The organism is Pseudomonas alvandae (assembly GCF_019141525.1).
Taxonomy (GTDB): domain Bacteria; phylum Pseudomonadota; class Gammaproteobacteria; order Pseudomonadales; family Pseudomonadaceae; genus Aquipseudomonas; species Aquipseudomonas alvandae.
Map to the genome: position 1 here is coordinate 4863976 of NZ_CP077080.1, position 16253 is coordinate 4880228.

A 16253-nucleotide genomic window follows, 5' to 3' on the forward strand; every position below is an offset into this window, starting at 1 on the left:
GCGCGCCTGCCATGCTCAAACAAAGCACCTCCGCTTTCGCAAGGACTCGCTCATGTCGCGCTGGTTAGTACGCACCGCCATGTTCATCGCCCTGCTGCTGACACTCACCGCTTGCAGCCGTGTTGGCCTGGCCTACCGCAACCTCGACCTGATCATTCCCTGGACACTCAACGATTACCTGGAGATCAACGGTCAGCAAAAAGACTGGTTCGACGATCGCCTCAAGGAGCACTTGAGCTGGCATTGCACCACGCAACTGCCCGGCTACCTGGATTGGCTCGATCGCCTGAAGACCATGGTGCAGACCAACCAGGTGACTGATGAAGCCTTGCAGCAGCGCACGCGCGAGGCCAAGGCCGCGATCGCCGAGACCGCCCGGGAGATCACACCTTCGGCCATCGAGTTATTGCAGGGCCTGAGCAACGAGCAGGTCGCCGACATGGACGCCGCGTTCGTCAAGGACCAGCGCAAGCGGCAGCGTGAATACCTCAAGCCGACTTTAGAACAACAGATCAAGGAGCGCGCCGAGCGCATGGAGAAACGCCTCGACGACTGGATCGGCCCGATCAACGACGCACAGCGCCAGCGGGTGATGGCTTGGTCCACCGCCCTGGGCGACCAGAACCAGCAATGGATCGCCAACCGCGCCCACTGGCAAAACCAGTTCAGCGAAGCCGTCGCCCAGCGCCACAGCCCCAACTTCCCGAAACGTATCGAGCAACTGCTGGTAAACCGCGAAAGCCTATGGACGCCCGCTTACCGCGAGGCCTACAACAAAACCGAAGCCCAGGCCCGCAGCCTGCTGGTGGACCTGATGGCCAACAGCACCCCGGCGCAGCGTGAACGGTTGTTGCAGAAGATTGATGGGGTGAAGAAGGATTTCAGTGATCTGAAATGCTTGAAGGCAGCACGCTCGTAAAACCACTGTAAATCCAATGTGGGAGCGAGCTTGCTCGCGATAGTGGCTGAACAGGCAACACATCAGTTGAATGTCAGACCGCTATCGCGAGCAAGCTCGCTCCCACAGGGTTCAGCGCAGACCATCAGGCAATCTGCGCCTTCGAAGCCAGATCATCAAAGGTAAACTCATCCAGCGCATCTTCCTGCTCATCCAGCACCTGGCGCGGATGATCATTGCCCGGAATGCTGCTGTCGATCAGGCTCAACAACCGCGAGCCGCGTGGTGTCAGCACAAAATTCTCGCCATTGCCGCCCTCCTCCTCTGGCCGGGGCTCGATATACCCACGCTCCAGCAGTAATTTTTCGTACTCCCCAGCGACCGCTTTCAGATGATCGAGGTTCTCGATTTCCTCGCCCTGAGCCGCCTTTTCCGCCGCGTGCTGCTCCGCATAAGGCCGAGGGGTGAAACTGTGGCCGGCGCCGTTCTGCACTTCGTGGAGCAACCGTTCGATCAAGTCCCAGTTATAAGTCGTCATCCTGGTCCATCCTCTAAAGCTTAAGAGAGAGATGCCTACCTAACGTGTGACCGAAGCGGTTCAGCGCCGTTCAGCCGGGTTTTCGACCGCCCATATCCACAAGCCGACCAACGGTTTGTCGAATCCGCCGCCAGCCAAACGACTAACTTTTGCAATCGTCGGTATATCCATCCCTGAGGAGAAGCCCCATGAACATCGAGCACCATCAGGTCGTCTCGCGTGAAGAATGGCTCGCCGCCCGCCGCGAACACCTGGCCCACGAAAAAGCCTTCACCCGCGAACGAGACAAACTCAGCGCCGAACGCCGCGCCCTGCCCTGGGTAAAAATCGACAAACCCTACCGCTTCCAAGGCCTCCACGGCGAACTGAGCCTCGCCGACCTGTTCGGCGGCCGCAGCCAACTGATCATCTACCACTTCATGTTCGGCCCCGGCTGGACCGAAGGCTGCCAAGGCTGCTCGTTCCTGTCCGACCACATCGACGGCGCCAACCAACACCTGGCCCACCACGATGTCGCCGTGGTGGCCGTGTCCCGCGCGCCCTTCGCTGAATTCCAACCCTTCAAGCGTCGCATGGGCTGGGCCTTCGACTGGGTTTCATCGCATGGCTGCGACTTCAACTATGACTTCGGTGTCAGCTTTAAAACCGAAGACACCGCCGCTGGAATAGCCACCTACAACTACGAAAAAACCGACACCACCGAAGGCGAACTCCCAGGCCTGAGCGTCTTCTATCGCAACGAAGCCGGCGACATCTTCCACACCTACTCCACCTACGCCCGCGGCCTGGACATATTGGTCGGCACCTACAACTACCTCGACCTCACGCCCAAGGGCCGCAATGAAGACGAGATCATGGATTGGGTGCGGCATCATGATAAGTACGAAGAGGCCAAGCCGCGTGGTTGCTGCCACAGCTGATGCGCCAAGCAGCCCAGTCGAGCCCGGTCCCCGTGGCGAGGGAGCTTGCTCCCGCTCGACTGCGCAGCAGTCGCCAGTTTTGCCTTAACCACAGCGCCACGCGAGAGGATTGATCGAATCGGAAGACCTGCGAGCGCCGCTAACAGAATCAATGACAACGGGCGACTTCTCAGTCGCCCGTTGTCATTGATTTGCTCACCGACGATGGCCCTGCTGAGCCTGCATGTATTGCCGAAGAAGCTGATTGATGCGTGTTTGATAACCCGCACCCTGCCCCTTGAACCACTCAACCACATCGGCATCAAGGCGAATAGTCACCGCCTGCTTTACCGACACACGCAGCTCGGCGCGACGGAAGAAGTTCTCATCCAATTCGGGGATATCGCTGGTATCGATGTCCGCATCATCCAACTTGGCCAAGCGCTCCCAGTCAGTTTTCGATGTTTTCGACATAACGTATGCCTCCTATTTCGTAGCTATCGGGCGGAGGCATGCGGATCTCATCGCCTCGCCGTTCGGTGTAGCCAACCGCGCCAGCCACATACTGATCCGGCCAATGGTTCGACGCGGCGCACCTCTGACCAAAGAGACTACTGTCGAAACCGTCCTTCTGAAATCAGACGCGTCCCCTATAGAAGTACGAAGGATCTCGCTCGAAGGTTGAAACTTCCTACAAATAGACAGATGACAAAACAGCTCGTAGTGGAAGAAACGAGGACTTATCCACATCCCAACGGACACTAAGAGGCCAACCCCTGCGGCTAACGATGCGGATAAGCACAATCTTCAAGCCGAGCACCGCCCCGTGGCGAGGGAGCTTGCCCCCGCTCGACTGCGTAGCAGTCGCTTGCTTTAAGCCGACAAATGCCAGGCCAAACGTCCTACACGAAGCTCGGAAAGCGGTGTCTTGTGGCACTGGACCGGGCCAGCCTATAGTCCCTCGTCGCTCAAAAAGACGACCGGGTTTGGCGACTCGCATCAACAGAGAGGCTCATCAACTTCCGAGGCTCTTGCTATGACCAGATACATGCCCATCACTGGCGTCGACTGCACGCCTGCCACCCTCCTCATCGAAACCGAAGCCCCACTCGACGTACTCTTCGAAACCGCCGACTACCGCATCCGCACCGTGACCCAGCTGCTGGAAAACATCGCGTTCCGTTCGGACATCAGCTCCGATACGGTTGTGCTTTCTGATTTTTGCAAGCTGCTGACGATATCGCTGCGCGATGGGTGTGATGTGTTGGATGTGATTGGGAGACGGCTGCGAGCGCAAGCTGCTGAATAACGAAAACGGGCGACCTTCGGGTCGCCGTTTTTCACATGCGCGGAAAGCAAAATGGACTCTGGGTACAGACCAGGTTCTACAAGCACAGCATCAACAGTTGAGCCGTGCGCTATAAAACGAAGACCCAAGCCTTACCCCATACTGATGAAAAGACGTCGATCACCAGGACCGAAGTCAGGAAGAATGGATACCCGAAGAAGGATAAGTAGTTGCCATTCAAATCTGTTCCCTTTTTGCTTGAACGTTGTAGCAGCAGCCGGACTTTGCTTAATCATGCCAGACACGGTCGGGAGAATAGAGGGGGGTTGCAGTTGGGAAACGTTGGCCTGTACGAGGCAGTAGTGATCGCCGCCGTTGCATTCTTTGCATCCCTGATCGGAGGCGTTTCAGGCTTCGGGACGGGATTGATCCTGCCCATCGCACTGGTGCCTATTGTTGGCGTTGAGAACGTGATCCCCCTAATGGCGGTCGGCATGGTCCTGACTAACGGTAGCCGAGCCTGGGCGTTTTGGCGGGCTATCGAGTGGGTACACGTCAAAAGACTGCTGTGCGCGGGCTTGCCTTGTTGCGCCTTGGGTGCTTACAGCTACACCCTGCTGTCCTCACGATGGATTTGCGTCCTGCTCAGCGGGGTCATGTTTTGCAGCATCTTGTTCCGACGGTTGCGTTCGTCATCCAACCACGCTCTTGGAAGCCTGGGAGAAGGCGTTTGCGGCGCGGGGTTTGGCCTCGTCAATGGGGCAATGACTGGAACTGGTCCAGTACTCAGCACCATCCTCTTGTCGTCGGGGCTATACGGCGCTCCTCTCATTGCAACCGATGCGGTCATCTCTTTGACGATGGGACTGGTCAAGGTAGCCGTATTCGGAGGGTTCCAGCAGCTCGACGCCAAACTGGTGCTGGGCGGGCTTTTGATCGGATTGGCAACCGTACCCGGGGCGTTTGTCGCCCGCCGTTTATTACGCAATGTGACACCGGGCGGGCATTCACTTTTAATGGAGGGCGTGGTTTTCATCGGTGCGGTTATGCTGCTGGTGCGAGGCTTCTACTGATAGGTTTATCGAAGGGATGCGCTTCTCGACTCGCCTGCTGCCGGCGGACAGGCAAAGAAACTGCTGGCGCAACAAGCCAAAAGCGGGATTTTCTAAATGGTAAATCAATGAACTTTCCACCCGCCCCCAGCCTCAACCGGATATCCGCCCAACAAAGGAATACGAGGCCCGAGCCATGAAAACCCTCATCAAACTCACTCTCGCCGCCACCCTCGCCTGCGCCCTGCCCGCCTGGGCCACCTGCACGCCTGAAGAAGCCACCCTCAAGCGCGAGCAACTGGCGGACAAGGTCGCCAAGCTCACCGAGCAGGACCCGTCCAAGGCCAAGGAAATGAATGACGAACTGCAAGCCATGGATCTGGGGACTTCCAGCAAGGATCTGCCGGACAAGTGCCAGTTGATCGACAAGCGTCTGCAGGAGTTGGAAGAGGCGCAGAAGAAGGCGGAGTGATCGCTGAGTCAGGCATGACCAGCTTTTGTGGCGAGGGGATTTATCCCCGCTGGGCTGAAGCGGCCCTCCCGATTAATCTGACATACCGGGTTGCCAGATTTAGGGCCGCTTCGCGCCCCAGCGGGGATAAATCCCCTCGCCACGGGCGTCGTGTCAGATTCATCTGTGCATAAAAAAACCGGACCCAAGGTCCGGTTTTTTCATGAAGCGCTAACGCCAACTCACTCAGCCGCCGGCGCCTCTGGCTTGCGGCGCTTGAGCGGGGCCATGCCGTCCTTGCTGACCAGCGACGGGGCGTCGGTCTTCGGGCGGTTGGCGGTCTTGCGTTTGGTCGGGGCCTTGGCGCCGGTTTTTTTCTTGTCGCCCTTGGCGTCGACCTTTTTCTTCTTCACGCCAACGGCCTTGCCCGATGCCTTGACCTTTTTCGGTCCGCCATACGTGCCTTTGACTTCCTTGATGGTGCGGCGTTCGAAGCTCTGCTTGAGGTAGCGCTCGATGCTCGACATCAGGTTCCAGTCGCCGTGGCAGATCAGCGAGATCGCCAGGCCGTCGTTGCCGGCACGACCGGTACGACCGATGCGGTGCACGTATTCATCGCCGCTGCGGGGCATGTCGAAGTTGATGACCATGTCCAGGCCATCCACGTCCAGGCCACGGGCAGCGACGTCGGTGGCGACGAGGATTTTCACGCCGCCCTGCTTCAGGCGGTCGATGGCCAGCTTGCGGTCCTTCTGGTCTTTCTCGCCGTGCAGCACGAACGCCTTGTATTCCTGGGCAACGAGGCGACCGTAGATGCGGTCGGCCATGGCCCGGGTGTTGGTGAAGACGATGGCTTTTTCGTAGGTCTCGTTGGCCAGCAACCAGTTCACGATTTGCTCTTTGTGCTGGTTGTGGTCAGCGGTGATGATCTGCTGGCGGGTGGTGGAGTTCAGTTGGCTGACCGCGTTGAGCTGCAAATGCTCAGGGTTGTTCAGCACCTTGGCGATCATCTCGCGCAAGCCCGAACCGCCGGTGGTGGCAGAGAACAGCATGGTCTGCTGGCGATTGACGCATTCGTCCACCAAGCGCTGCACGTCTTCGGCAAAGCCCATGTCCAGCATACGGTCGGCTTCGTCCAGCACCAGCACTTCGACTTCCTTGAGGTCGAGGTTGCCGGCGTTCAGTTGCTCGATCATCCGTCCCGGTGTACCGATCAGAATGTCCGGCACCTTGCGCAGCATGGCGGCCTGGACCTTGAAGTCTTCGCCGCCAGTGATCAGGCCGGACTTGATGAAGGTGAACTGCGAGAAGCGCTCCACTTCCTTCAAGGTCTGCTGGGCCAGTTCACGGGTCGGCAGCAGGATCAGGGTCTTGATGCTGACGCGGATCTTGGCCGGGCCGATCAGGCGGTTGAGGATCGGCAGCACGAACGCGGCGGTCTTGCCGCTGCCGGTTTGCGCCGTCACCCGCAGGTCACGCCCTTGGAGCGCGAGCGGAATAGCCGCTGCCTGCACCGGCGTTGGCTCGACAAATTTAAGCTCGGCCACGGCTTTGAGCAGGCGTTCGTGCAGGGCGAATTGGGAAAACACGGGTGCTACCTCGAAGAAATGCAAAAAAACAGCTGCATAGGGTAACGGTTTCGAGCGCGAAGGCCGAGTTTCTTTGTGCAAACGGCAGCAAATCAGCGTGTTTTGATCATAGGATTGACGATCAACGGTCACTTCGCGGCGCTTAAATGCTCTAATTCGCCCCATCGCGCTCACAGAAGAACCGTCTCGCCCATGGATATCAAACAACTCTGGCTCAACCTCCAGGATTTCTGGGGCGCCCTGGATCAACATCCGCTGCTGCATTCCGGCCTTGCGCTGGCGCTGCTGGTGACGATCGCATTGGTGCTCGGGCGCGTGGCGCGCTACCTGATCCTGCACGGCGCCAAGCTGATCGGCCGGCAACCGGCCCTGCACTGGGTCAACGACCTGCGCCAGAACAAAGTCTTTCATCGCCTGGCGCAGACGACGCCGTCGCTGATCATTCAGTCCGGCCTCCACCTGGTGCCGGGGCTGAGCAAGACCAGCACGGTTTTCCTCGGCAATGTCGCGCTGTCCTTCACCATCCTGTTCATGTTGCTCGCCATCAGTGCCTTGCTCAGCGCCCTGCTGGACGTCTACGCCCGCACCGAACACGCACGCACCCGCTCGATCAAAGGCTATGTGCAGCTGACGAAAATGGTGCTGTATGTGTTCGGCGCGATCATCATCGTCGCCACCCTGATCGACCGCTCGCCCCTGTTGCTGCTGTCGGGCTTGGGTGCGATGTCGGCGGTGATCCTGTTGGTCTACAAGGACACGCTGCTGTCGTTCGTCGCCAGCGTGCAGTTGACCAGCAACGACATGCTGCGGGTCGGCGACTGGATCGAAATGCCACAGGTCGGCGCCGACGGCGATGTGGTGGACATCACGTTGCACACGGTCAAGGTGCAGAACTTCGACAAGACCATCGTCTCGATCCCGACCTGGCGATTGATGTCCGAGTCGTTCAAGAACTGGCGCGGCATGCAGCAATCCGGCGGACGACGGATCAAGCGCAGCCTGTTCATCGATGCCAGCGGCGTGCGCTTCCTGCATGATGACGAAGAGCAGCGCCTGTCCCAGGTTCGCCTGCTGACCGACTACATGGGCCGCAAACAGGCCGAACTCAAGGCCTGGAACGAAGCCCAGGGCAACGTCGCGGCGATGGCGGCCAACCGCCGGCGCATGACCAACCTGGGCACCTTCCGCGCCTATGCCCTGGCCTATTTGAAAAGCCACCCGGAGATCCAGCCGAACATGACCTGCATGGTGCGCCAGCTACAGACCACCGCACAGGGCATCCCGCTGGAAATCTACTGCTTCACCGGCACCACCGTGTGGGCCGACTACGAGCGCATCCAGGGGGATATCTTCGATTACCTGCTGGCGGTGATGCCGGAGTTCGGCTTGGGCCTGTACCAGCAGCCGAGCGGCACGGATCTGCGGGCGGGGTTGTTGCCGGCGGTGCTGGGGGCGAGTCACGTGCCGGAGCCGCAGAAGCAGGTGGTCTGAAGCCAACCCGATTCCCCTGTGGGAGCGAGCTTGCTCGCGATAGCGGTGTGTCAGAAACATAGATGCTGACTGATAGTGCGCCATCGCGAGCAAGCTCGCTCCCACAGGGGTTAGGGTGAAGGCTGAGATTGGCGTATCCCCAACCGACTGATCCACACCGCCGCCAAAATCACCGACCCACCCAGCAGCAACCGCCCCAGCGCCTCGTGCTGGTTCCAGATCAGCAGGTTCACCAGCAGCCCCACCGGCACGTGCAAGTTGTTCATCACCGCCAGCGTGCCGCCGTTGACCAGGCAGGCACCTTTGTTCCACCAGTACAGCCCCAACGCGGTGGAGACCAGCCCGAGGAAGACCAGCACGCCCCATTGCAACGGCGCCTCCGGCCAGAAATCGGCCTTGCCGAACAGCAGGAACGCCGGCAACGCCACCATCAGCGCGCCGAGATAGAAATAACCGAAACGCCGATAATGCGGCAGGTCGCTTGGGTGACGCGCCACCAAGTGCTTGTACAACACCTGCCCGGCCGCGTAGGTGAAGTTGGCGAGTTGCAGCAGCAAGAAGCCCATGAAGAAGTCCGGGTTGATCCGGTCGTAGCGAATCACCGCCGCACCAGCCACTGCCACCAGCGCCGCAATCAAGGCCCACGGATTGAAGCGACGATTGAGGGCGTCTTCGATCAAGGTCACGTGCAGCGGAGTAAGGATGGTAAACAGCAGCACTTCCGGCACGGTCAGCACTCGGAAACTCAGATAGAGGCAGACGTAGGTCACGCCAAACTGCAGAGCGCCGATCAGCAACATGCCACGCATGAACGATGGCTCGACCTGACGCCAGCGCGTCAGGGGAATGAACACCAGTCCCGCCAGCACGACGCGCACCAGCACCGCGAAATAACTGTCGACATGCCCCGCCAGGTATTCGCCGATCAGGCTGAAGGAGAACGCCTGGATCAAGGTCACAAACAGTAGATAGCCCATACCGCCCCTCGTTTTGAATGGCGGCGAAGATAGCGGGTTTTGGTGGTTGTCGCTAATTACCTCTCTACACAGACCCTGTGGGAGCGAGCCTGCTCGCGAAAGCGGAGTATCAGGCAGCTAATGCATCGACTGACACGACGCCTTCGCGAGCAAGCTCGCTCCCACATGGGCATTCAGCGAATGGAATATCCCAGGCAAAAAAAAGCCCGATCTCGCTAAAGCGTTCAATCGGGCTGATGCACTCAGGAGCAAAAGTGCAAAGGGAGGTTCGATGCGCAAAACGGTTTGAAGGGAAGCGCCGAGTCACTAGACCACTCGGCGATTACCCGAGGATTAACGGCTCAGGCGACCTGGGAAAGCTTGGCGTTGGCCTGGTTCAAACCCTTCTCCTGGAAGTCGCCGCCCAGGTTCATGCCCTCGGCATGGATGAAGGTCACGTCATGGATACCGATGAAACCCATGACCTGGCGCAGGTACGGTTCCTGATGATCGGAGGCGCCGCCGGCGTGAATGCCGCCGCGTGCGGTGAGTACGAAGGCGCGTTTGCCGGTCAACAAACCCTGGGGGCCGGTGGGGGTGTACTTAAAGGTCACACCGGCACGCAGCACGTGGTCGAGCCAGGCTTTCAAGGTGCTGGGGATCGCGAAGTTGTACATCGGCGCCGCCATCACCAGTACGTCGGCGGCCAGCAGTTCGTCGGTCAGTTGGTTGGAGCGCTCCAGCGACGCATTTTCTATATCGTTGCGCTGCTCGGCCGGCTTCATCCAGCCGCCCAGGAGGTTGGCATCCAGGTGCGGTACCGGATTGACGGCCAGGTCGCGAACGGTGATTTCATCGGACGGATGCGCAGCTTTCCATTGGCTGATAAAGGTCTGGGTCAGTTGACGGGAAACAGAATCTTGCTGGCGGGCACTGCTTTCGATGATCAGGACGCGGGACATGGCTTGTAGGCTCCATCTGAAAATGTTGTCAGTCGATGGAGTGAAGGTTAAGCGCGATCATATCGATGAAAAAGCGCAAATAATTGCTGCAACACATCGATATTTTCGTTTATAAGCGGAGCAAGCTTTATGGCGCTGCCCCGCCGCCGGCTATTTCGGCTTGCAGGTCAGCTCGATGCGCAGCTTGATGATGTTGCGGTTGAACTTGGCGGTGGCGTTCTTGAACTTGCCGGCGGCGACTTCGATGTTGCGGGTGCGCGGCGCTTCCGGGCCGTTGCGAAACACCACCTTGCAGGCCGCATCGGTGCTGCCGTAGTTGTTGACCTGGATCGAGCCGATGTCGGCATCGGTGTCGTAGGCGTTGTAGTCGATGCTCAGGCCGTTGAGGTGTTTTTCCACGTCGATCGGGTAGGCAAAGGCGGTCAGCGGCAACAGGGCCAGCAGCGCACAACAGATTTTTTTCATTCGGCAGTCTCCACCAAGGGACCGCCAGCTTAGGACAAGAGGAGCTCAATATGAAAGCGCCCCGCGTGACCCTTGATCAATGGCGAACGTTGCAGGCGGTGGTGGACCACGGTGGTTTCGCCCAGGCCGCCGAAGTGCTGCACCGCTCCCAATCCTCGGTGAGCTACACCGTGGCCCGCATGCAGGACCAGCTCGGCGTGCCGCTGCTGCGCATCGATGGACGCAAGGCCGTGCTGACCGAGGCCGGCGGCGTATTGTTGCGCCGCTCGCGGCAACTGGTGAAGCAGGCGAGCCAACTGGAAGACCTGGCCCACCACATGGAGCAAGGTTGGGAAGCGGAGGTGCGCCTGGTGGTCGACGCGGCCTACCCCAGCGCCCGCCTCGTCCGGGCGCTGACGGCATTTATGCCGCAGAGCCGAGGCTGCCGGGTGCGGCTGCGTGAGGAAGTGTTGTCCGGCGTCGAGGAAGTGCTGCTCGAAGGCGTGGCCGACCTGGCCATCAGCGGCTTCAGCATTCCCGGTTACCTGGGCGCGGAATTGAGCGACGTCGAATTCATCGCAGTGGCCCATCCCGAGCATCCCCTGCACCGCCTCAACCGCGAGCTGAACTTCCAGGATCTGGAAAGCCATCTGCAAGTGGTCATCCGCGACTCCGGCCGCCAACAGCCCAGGGACGTCGGCTGGCTTGGTGCCGAACAACGCTGGACCGTCGGCAGCCTCGCCACTGCCGCGACGTTTGTCGGCAGTGGCCTGGGATTCGCCTGGCTGCCCCGGCACATGATCGAACGAGAACTCAAGGAAGGCTTGCTCAAGCGTCTACCCTTGGAGCAGGGAGGCAGCCGCAATTCGACCTTCTATCTGTTCTCCAACAAGGAAAAACCCTTGGGCCCGGCCACGCAAATCCTCATCGAACTGCTGCGCACCTTTGACACCGCGCCGTTGGATGCACCGTTCGCCGCCCCTGAACAAGCCTGACAAGGACTTCGCCGATGGCCTATTTCGAGCACGAAGGTTGCAACCTGCACTACGAGGAATATGGTCACGGCGCGCCCTTGGTGCTGGTCCATGGGCTGGGTTCCAGCACACGGGACTGGGAAAAGCAGATCCCCGTGCTGTCCGCCCGTTATCGCCTGATCGTGCTGGATGTGCGTGGCCACGGTCGCTCCGACAAGCCGCGCGAGCGCTACAGCATCGGCGGTTTCAGCGCTGACCTGGGCGCGCTGATCGATCACCTCGACCTGGGCGCCGTGCACTTGGTGGGCTGGTCCATGGGCGGCATGATCTGTTTCCAACTGGCCGTGGACGAACCCGCGCGGGTCAAGAGCCTGTGCATCGTCAACAGTGCCCCCGAGGTCAAGGTCCGCACGCCCGATGATTGCTGGCAATGGTTCAAGCGCTGGAGCCTGATGCGCCTGCTCAGCCTGGAAACCATCGGTAAGGCCCTCGGCGCCAAGCTGTTTCCCAAGCCCGAACAGGCCGAGCTGCGCCTGGAAATGGCCCGGCGCTGGGCAACGAACGACAAACGTGCTTATCTCGCCAGCTTCGACGCCATTGTCGGCTGGGGCGTACAGGAACGCCTGGCGCAAGTTGCCTGTCCAACCCTCATTATTTGCGCCGATCACGACTACACCCCGGTGGCGCTGAAAGAGGCTTATGTAAAGCTATTGCCTGACGCACGACTGGCAGTCATCACCGATTCACGGCACGCTACGCCGCTGGATCAACCTGAACGCTTCAACCAGACCCTGCTCGAATTCTTGACCGCTATCGATTCCACTACCCAGGATCATTGAACCCATGCTGAAAAAACTCGCCCTCGCCGCCGGCTCCGTCCTCTTTGCTGCCAACCTGATGGCCGCGCAACCGGCCAAGGCGCCACACGTCTTGCTGGACACCACCAACGGCCAGATCGAAATCGAACTGGACCCGGTGAAGGCCCCTATCAGTACCAAGAACTTCCTTGAGTACGTCGACAGCGGCTTCTACAACAACACGATTTTCCACCGTGTGATTCCGGGATTCATGGCCCAGGGCGGCGGTTTCACCCAGCAGATGCAACAGAAAGACACCAAGGCGCCGATCAAGAACGAAGCCAGCAACGGGCTGCATAACGTGCGCGGCACCTTGTCGATGGCCCGCACCTCCAACCCGGATTCGGCCACCAGCCAGTTCTTCATCAACGTGGCCGACAACGCCTTCCTCGACCCAGGCCGCGACGCCGGCTACGCAGTGTTCGCCAAGGTGGTCAAGGGCATGGACGTGGTGGACATCATCGTCAACTCCCAGACCACCACCAAACAAGGCATGCAAAACGTGCCGATCGACCCTGTGATCATCAAGTCGGCCAAGCGCATCGACTAAACCCGCAGGGCAAGCCTGGGCGGCGTCGGCGATCCCGCGCAGCCCACAGCAAATAAGGAGAGCCCTGCCCGGGCTATGTAACCCATGGTTTATCGCCGTTTCGAAAAACTGATCGACATCTTTCGCGACGCGCCGACCTCGGCCCCGCCGAACCGCGTCCTGCCCTTCTACACCTATTACCTGAAACAAGTCTGGCCCAGCTTCGCCGCGCTGCTGGTGGTCGGCCTGATCGGCGCGCTGATCGAGGTGGCACTGTTCAGCTACCTGAGCCGCATCATCGACCTGACCCAGGCCACGCCCAGCGCCGACTTCTTCAAGGTCCACGGCCTTGAACTGGCGTGGATGGCCGTGGTTGCGCTGGTGTTCAGGCCGATCTTCGTGGCCCTGCATGACCTGCTGGTCCACCAGACCCTAAGCCCGAGCATGACCAGCCTGATCCGCTGGCAGAACCACAGCTACGTGCTCAAGCAGAGCCTCAACTTCTTCCAGAACGACTTCGCCGGGCGCATCGCCCAGCGCATCATGCAGACCGGCAACTCCCTGCGGGACTCGGCGGTGCAGGCCGTGGATGCGTTGTGGCACGTGCTGATCTATGCCATCAGTTCCCTGGTGCTGTTCGCCGAAGCCGATTGGCGCCTGATGATCCCGCTGTTGATGTGGATCGCCGCCTACATCGGCGCGCTGTATTACTTCGTACCGCGGGTCAAGGAACGCTCGGTGGTGTCGTCCGATGCCCGCTCCAAGCTCATGGGGCGGATCGTCGATGGCTACACCAACATCACCACGCTGAAGCTGTTCGCCCACACCAACTTCGAACAGCAATACGCCCGCGAAGCCATCGAGGAGCAAACCGAAAAAGCCCAGCTGGCCGGCCGCGTGGTGACCAGCATGGACGTGGTCATCACCAGCATGAACGGCCTGCTGATCGTGGGCACCACGGCCCTGGCGCTGTGGTTGTGGACCCAATCGCTGATCAGCGTCGGCGCGATTGCGCTGGCCACCGGCCTGGTGATCCGCATCGTCAACATGTCCGGCTGGATCATGTGGGTGGTCACCGGCATCTTCGAAAACATCGGCATGGTCCAGGACGGCCTGCAGACGATCTCCCAGCCCGTCAGCGTCACTGACCGCGAGCAGGCCAAGCCACTGGCGGTGGCCCAGGGCGAAGTGCATTTCGAGCATGTGGATTTCCACTACGGCAAGAAAAGCGGCGTGATCGGCGACCTGAACCTGGTGATCAAGCCAGGCGAGAAAATCGGCCTGATCGGGCCATCCGGCGCAGGTAAATCGACGTTGGTGAACCTGTTGTTGCGCCTCTATGACGTACAGGGCGGGCGCATCCTCATCGATGGCCAGGACATTGCCCACGTCGGTCAGGAAAGCCTGCGCGCGCGCATCGGCATGATCACCCAGGACACGTCGCTGCTGCACCGCTCGATCCGCGACAACTTGCTTTACGGCAAGCCCGACGCCACCGACGCGCAACTCTGGGAAGCGGTTCACAAGGCCCGGGCGGATGAGTTCATCCCATTGCTCTCGGACGCCGAAGGCCGCACCGGTTTCGATGCCCACGTCGGCGAGCGCGGCGTGAAGCTCTCCGGCGGCCAGCGCCAGCGCATCGCTATTGCCCGGGTGCTGCTCAAGGATGCGCCGATCCTGATCATGGACGAAGCGACCTCCGCGCTGGACTCGGAAGTCGAGGCGGCCATCCAGGAAAGCCTCGAGACGCTGATGCAAGGCAAGACCGTGATCGCCATCGCCCACCGCCTCTCCACCATCGCCCGGATGGACCGGTTGGTGGTGCTGGAGAAAGGTCGGATCGCCGAGACCGGCAGCCATGCCGAGCTGTTGGCCCAGGGTGGGTTGTATGCGCGGCTGTGGCAGCATCAGACGGGTGGGTTTGTGGGGATCGATTGATCTCTATCTGACGCAACCAAACCCGTGGCGAGGGAGCTTGCTCCCGCTGGGTTGCGTAGCAGCCCCAAACTGTATCTGGCACTGCGATGTGTCAGATACACCGCAGGGGCCTGCTGCGCAGTCCAGCGGGAGCAAGCTCCCTCGCCACGGGGGCTCAGACAGCCTCAACACTGCCGATAAGGCAGTGCCGTCCTGGCCTCTTCGGCATAAGCCATCACACCCTCCTGTTCGCGCGCGAGAAAATCCGCCACCGCTGCTTTCAGGCCTGGATGACGCAGGTAGTGCCACGAGCGCGTGATCACCGGTTCGAACCCGCGAATCAACTTGTGCTCGCCCTGTGCTCCGGCATCAAAACGCTGCAGGCCATTGGCAATCGCATAGTCCATGCCCTGGTAGAAACACGTCTCGAAATGCAGGCGATCGAATTCCGCCAGGCATCCCCAGTAACGTCCGTAGAAACTGTCGCCGCCCACCAGGCTGAACGCCATCGCCACGGGCCGTGAACCTTGCTTGGCCAGCACCACGCGAATGGCCTCGGGCATGCGCTCGGCCAGCAGGCTGAAGAACGCACGGGTCAGATAAGGCGCCTGCCGACGCACCGCGTAGGTGTTGGCGTAACAGGCGTAGACGAAATCCCACTGCGCCTCGTCCAACTGACGGCCTTCCAGCCATTCGAAATCAATGCCCTGCCCCGCCACTTGCTCGCGTTCCTTGCGCATCTGCTTGCGCTTGCGGGAACTGAGCGCATCGAGGAAATCCTGGAAGTCCCGATAGCCGCGATTCTGCCAGTGGTATTGGCAGCCGATCCGCTGCAACCAGCCCTCCTGCCCGGCCAGAGCAGCATCGGTAGAGGCATCGGTGAAATTGATGTGGGCACTGGAAAGCCCTTCGATCTCCAGATAGCCCGGCAAGCTGCCCAGCAACTCCAGGCCATCCTCAGCACGCGCCGTCAACAGTCGCGGGCCACTCACCGGACTGAACGGCACCGCCGTCAGCAGCTTGGGGTAATAGTCGATGCCGGCCCGGGCGCAAGCGTCGGCCCAGCCGTGATCGAACACATACTCGCCATAGGAGTGCCATTTGCGATAGCTGGGCAACGCCGCCAGCATCCGCCCCTCCTCGAGGTGCAGCAGATGCTCGGGCTGCCACCCGGTATGCGAGCCCAGGCTGGCACTGTCTTCCAGGGCGGTGAGAAAAGCGTGGCGCAGGAAGGGTTGGTTGACGGGCACCAGCGCGTCCCACTCGTGTGGCGCGATGGCGGACAGGCTGTCCAAGACGTGAAGCGGCATGCGGTTCCCCGGGATCCAGACGACGGATCAGGCGAGTATCGCCGATCCTGAGCGGACGGGGATAAAAAAACCCCGCCAGAGGCGGGGTTCAAAGGAGC

At 60.4% G+C, this 16253-nt stretch carries 17 protein-coding genes; 10 read left to right on the forward strand and 7 right to left on the reverse strand.

What is annotated here, in order from left to right:
- The first annotated feature begins 52 nt into the window (after positions 1-52).
- A complete protein-coding gene (locus KSS97_RS21440; RefSeq protein ID WP_030141149.1) occupies positions 53-919 on the forward strand; it encodes a DUF6279 family lipoprotein in 867 nt (288 codons plus the stop codon).
- 124 nt (positions 920-1043) lie between these two features.
- Here KSS97_RS21440 and KSS97_RS21445 read toward each other — a convergent pair whose 3' ends face one another.
- A complete protein-coding gene (locus KSS97_RS21445) occupies positions 1044-1436 on the reverse strand; it encodes a hypothetical protein (protein ID WP_030141150.1) in 393 nt (130 codons plus the stop codon).
- 188 nt (positions 1437-1624) lie between these two features.
- Between KSS97_RS21445 and KSS97_RS21450 the strand changes: the two genes are divergently transcribed.
- Positions 1625-2356, forward strand: coding sequence for a DUF899 domain-containing protein (locus KSS97_RS21450; protein ID WP_217860094.1), 732 nt, complete (start codon positions 1625-1627; stop codon positions 2354-2356).
- A gap of 195 nt (positions 2357-2551) precedes the next feature.
- Here KSS97_RS21450 and KSS97_RS21455 read toward each other — a convergent pair whose 3' ends face one another.
- Entirely contained in the window at positions 2552-2809 is a 258-nt protein-coding gene (locus KSS97_RS21455) for a BrnA antitoxin family protein (protein ID WP_217860095.1), read from the reverse strand.
- Positions 2810-3371: 562 nt separating this feature from the next.
- Between KSS97_RS21455 and KSS97_RS21460 the strand changes: the two genes are divergently transcribed.
- From KSS97_RS21460 to KSS97_RS21470, 3 genes are all read left to right on the forward strand, one after another.
- On the forward strand, positions 3372-3644 hold the full coding sequence (locus KSS97_RS21460; protein WP_198797177.1) for a hypothetical protein: 273 nt from the start codon (positions 3372-3374) through the stop codon (positions 3642-3644).
- Positions 3645-3853: 209 nt separating this feature from the next.
- A complete protein-coding gene (locus tag KSS97_RS21465) occupies positions 3854-4696 on the forward strand; it encodes a sulfite exporter TauE/SafE family protein (RefSeq protein ID WP_217860096.1) in 843 nt (280 codons plus the stop codon).
- 175 nt (positions 4697-4871) lie between these two features.
- Positions 4872-5147 (forward strand): hypothetical protein, encoded by a 276-nt coding sequence (locus KSS97_RS21470; RefSeq protein WP_030141155.1) that lies wholly within the window; start codon positions 4872-4874, stop codon positions 5145-5147.
- Positions 5148-5368: 221 nt separating this feature from the next.
- On the opposite strand, the gene KSS97_RS21475 is transcribed toward KSS97_RS21470, so the two are convergent.
- A complete protein-coding gene (locus tag KSS97_RS21475) occupies positions 5369-6715 on the reverse strand; it encodes a DEAD/DEAH box helicase (RefSeq protein ID WP_030141156.1) in 1347 nt (448 codons plus the stop codon).
- A 192-nt stretch (positions 6716-6907) separates the two neighbouring features.
- Between KSS97_RS21475 and KSS97_RS21480 the strand changes: the two genes are divergently transcribed.
- Positions 6908-8206, forward strand: coding sequence for a mechanosensitive ion channel family protein (locus KSS97_RS21480; RefSeq protein ID WP_217860097.1), 1299 nt, complete (start codon positions 6908-6910; stop codon positions 8204-8206).
- Between the two features lie 110 nt (positions 8207-8316).
- On the opposite strand, the gene KSS97_RS21485 is transcribed toward KSS97_RS21480, so the two are convergent.
- The 3 genes from KSS97_RS21485 to KSS97_RS21495 all read right to left on the reverse strand — a co-directional run bounded on the left by KSS97_RS21485 (position 8317) and on the right by KSS97_RS21495 (position 10589).
- A complete protein-coding gene (locus KSS97_RS21485; RefSeq protein WP_217860098.1) occupies positions 8317-9183 on the reverse strand; it encodes a carboxylate/amino acid/amine transporter in 867 nt (288 codons plus the stop codon).
- Between the two features lie 341 nt (positions 9184-9524).
- Positions 9525-10124: an FMN-dependent NADH-azoreductase gene (locus KSS97_RS21490; protein WP_217860099.1), complete on the reverse strand. Its 600-nt coding sequence runs from the start codon at positions 10122-10124 to the stop codon at positions 9525-9527.
- Between the two features lie 150 nt (positions 10125-10274).
- Positions 10275-10589, reverse strand: coding sequence for a hypothetical protein (locus tag KSS97_RS21495; RefSeq protein ID WP_030141160.1), 315 nt, complete (start codon positions 10587-10589; stop codon positions 10275-10277).
- Positions 10590-10639: 50 nt separating this feature from the next.
- Between KSS97_RS21495 and KSS97_RS21500 the strand changes: the two genes are divergently transcribed.
- The 4 genes from KSS97_RS21500 to KSS97_RS21515 all read left to right on the forward strand — a co-directional run bounded on the left by KSS97_RS21500 (position 10640) and on the right by KSS97_RS21515 (position 14866).
- Positions 10640-11563, forward strand: a complete 924-nt coding sequence (locus KSS97_RS21500) for a PA3225 family LysR-type transcriptional regulator (RefSeq protein WP_030141161.1) — start codon at positions 10640-10642, stop codon at positions 11561-11563.
- 14 nt (positions 11564-11577) lie between these two features.
- On the forward strand, positions 11578-12381 hold the full coding sequence (locus KSS97_RS21505; RefSeq protein ID WP_217860100.1) for an alpha/beta fold hydrolase: 804 nt from the start codon (positions 11578-11580) through the stop codon (positions 12379-12381).
- A gap of 4 nt (positions 12382-12385) precedes the next feature.
- Complete coding sequence (locus KSS97_RS21510; RefSeq protein ID WP_217860101.1) at positions 12386-12949, forward strand: peptidylprolyl isomerase; 564 nt, start codon at positions 12386-12388, stop codon at positions 12947-12949.
- An 84-nt stretch (positions 12950-13033) separates the two neighbouring features.
- Complete coding sequence (locus KSS97_RS21515) at positions 13034-14866, forward strand: ABC transporter ATP-binding protein (protein ID WP_217860102.1); 1833 nt, start codon at positions 13034-13036, stop codon at positions 14864-14866.
- Positions 14867-15030: 164 nt separating this feature from the next.
- Here the strand turns inward: KSS97_RS21515 and KSS97_RS21520 are convergent, their stop codons facing one another.
- Positions 15031-16155 (reverse strand): GNAT family N-acetyltransferase, encoded by a 1125-nt coding sequence (locus tag KSS97_RS21520; RefSeq protein ID WP_217860103.1) that lies wholly within the window; start codon positions 16153-16155, stop codon positions 15031-15033.
- Between the last annotated feature and the right edge of the window lie 98 nt (positions 16156-16253).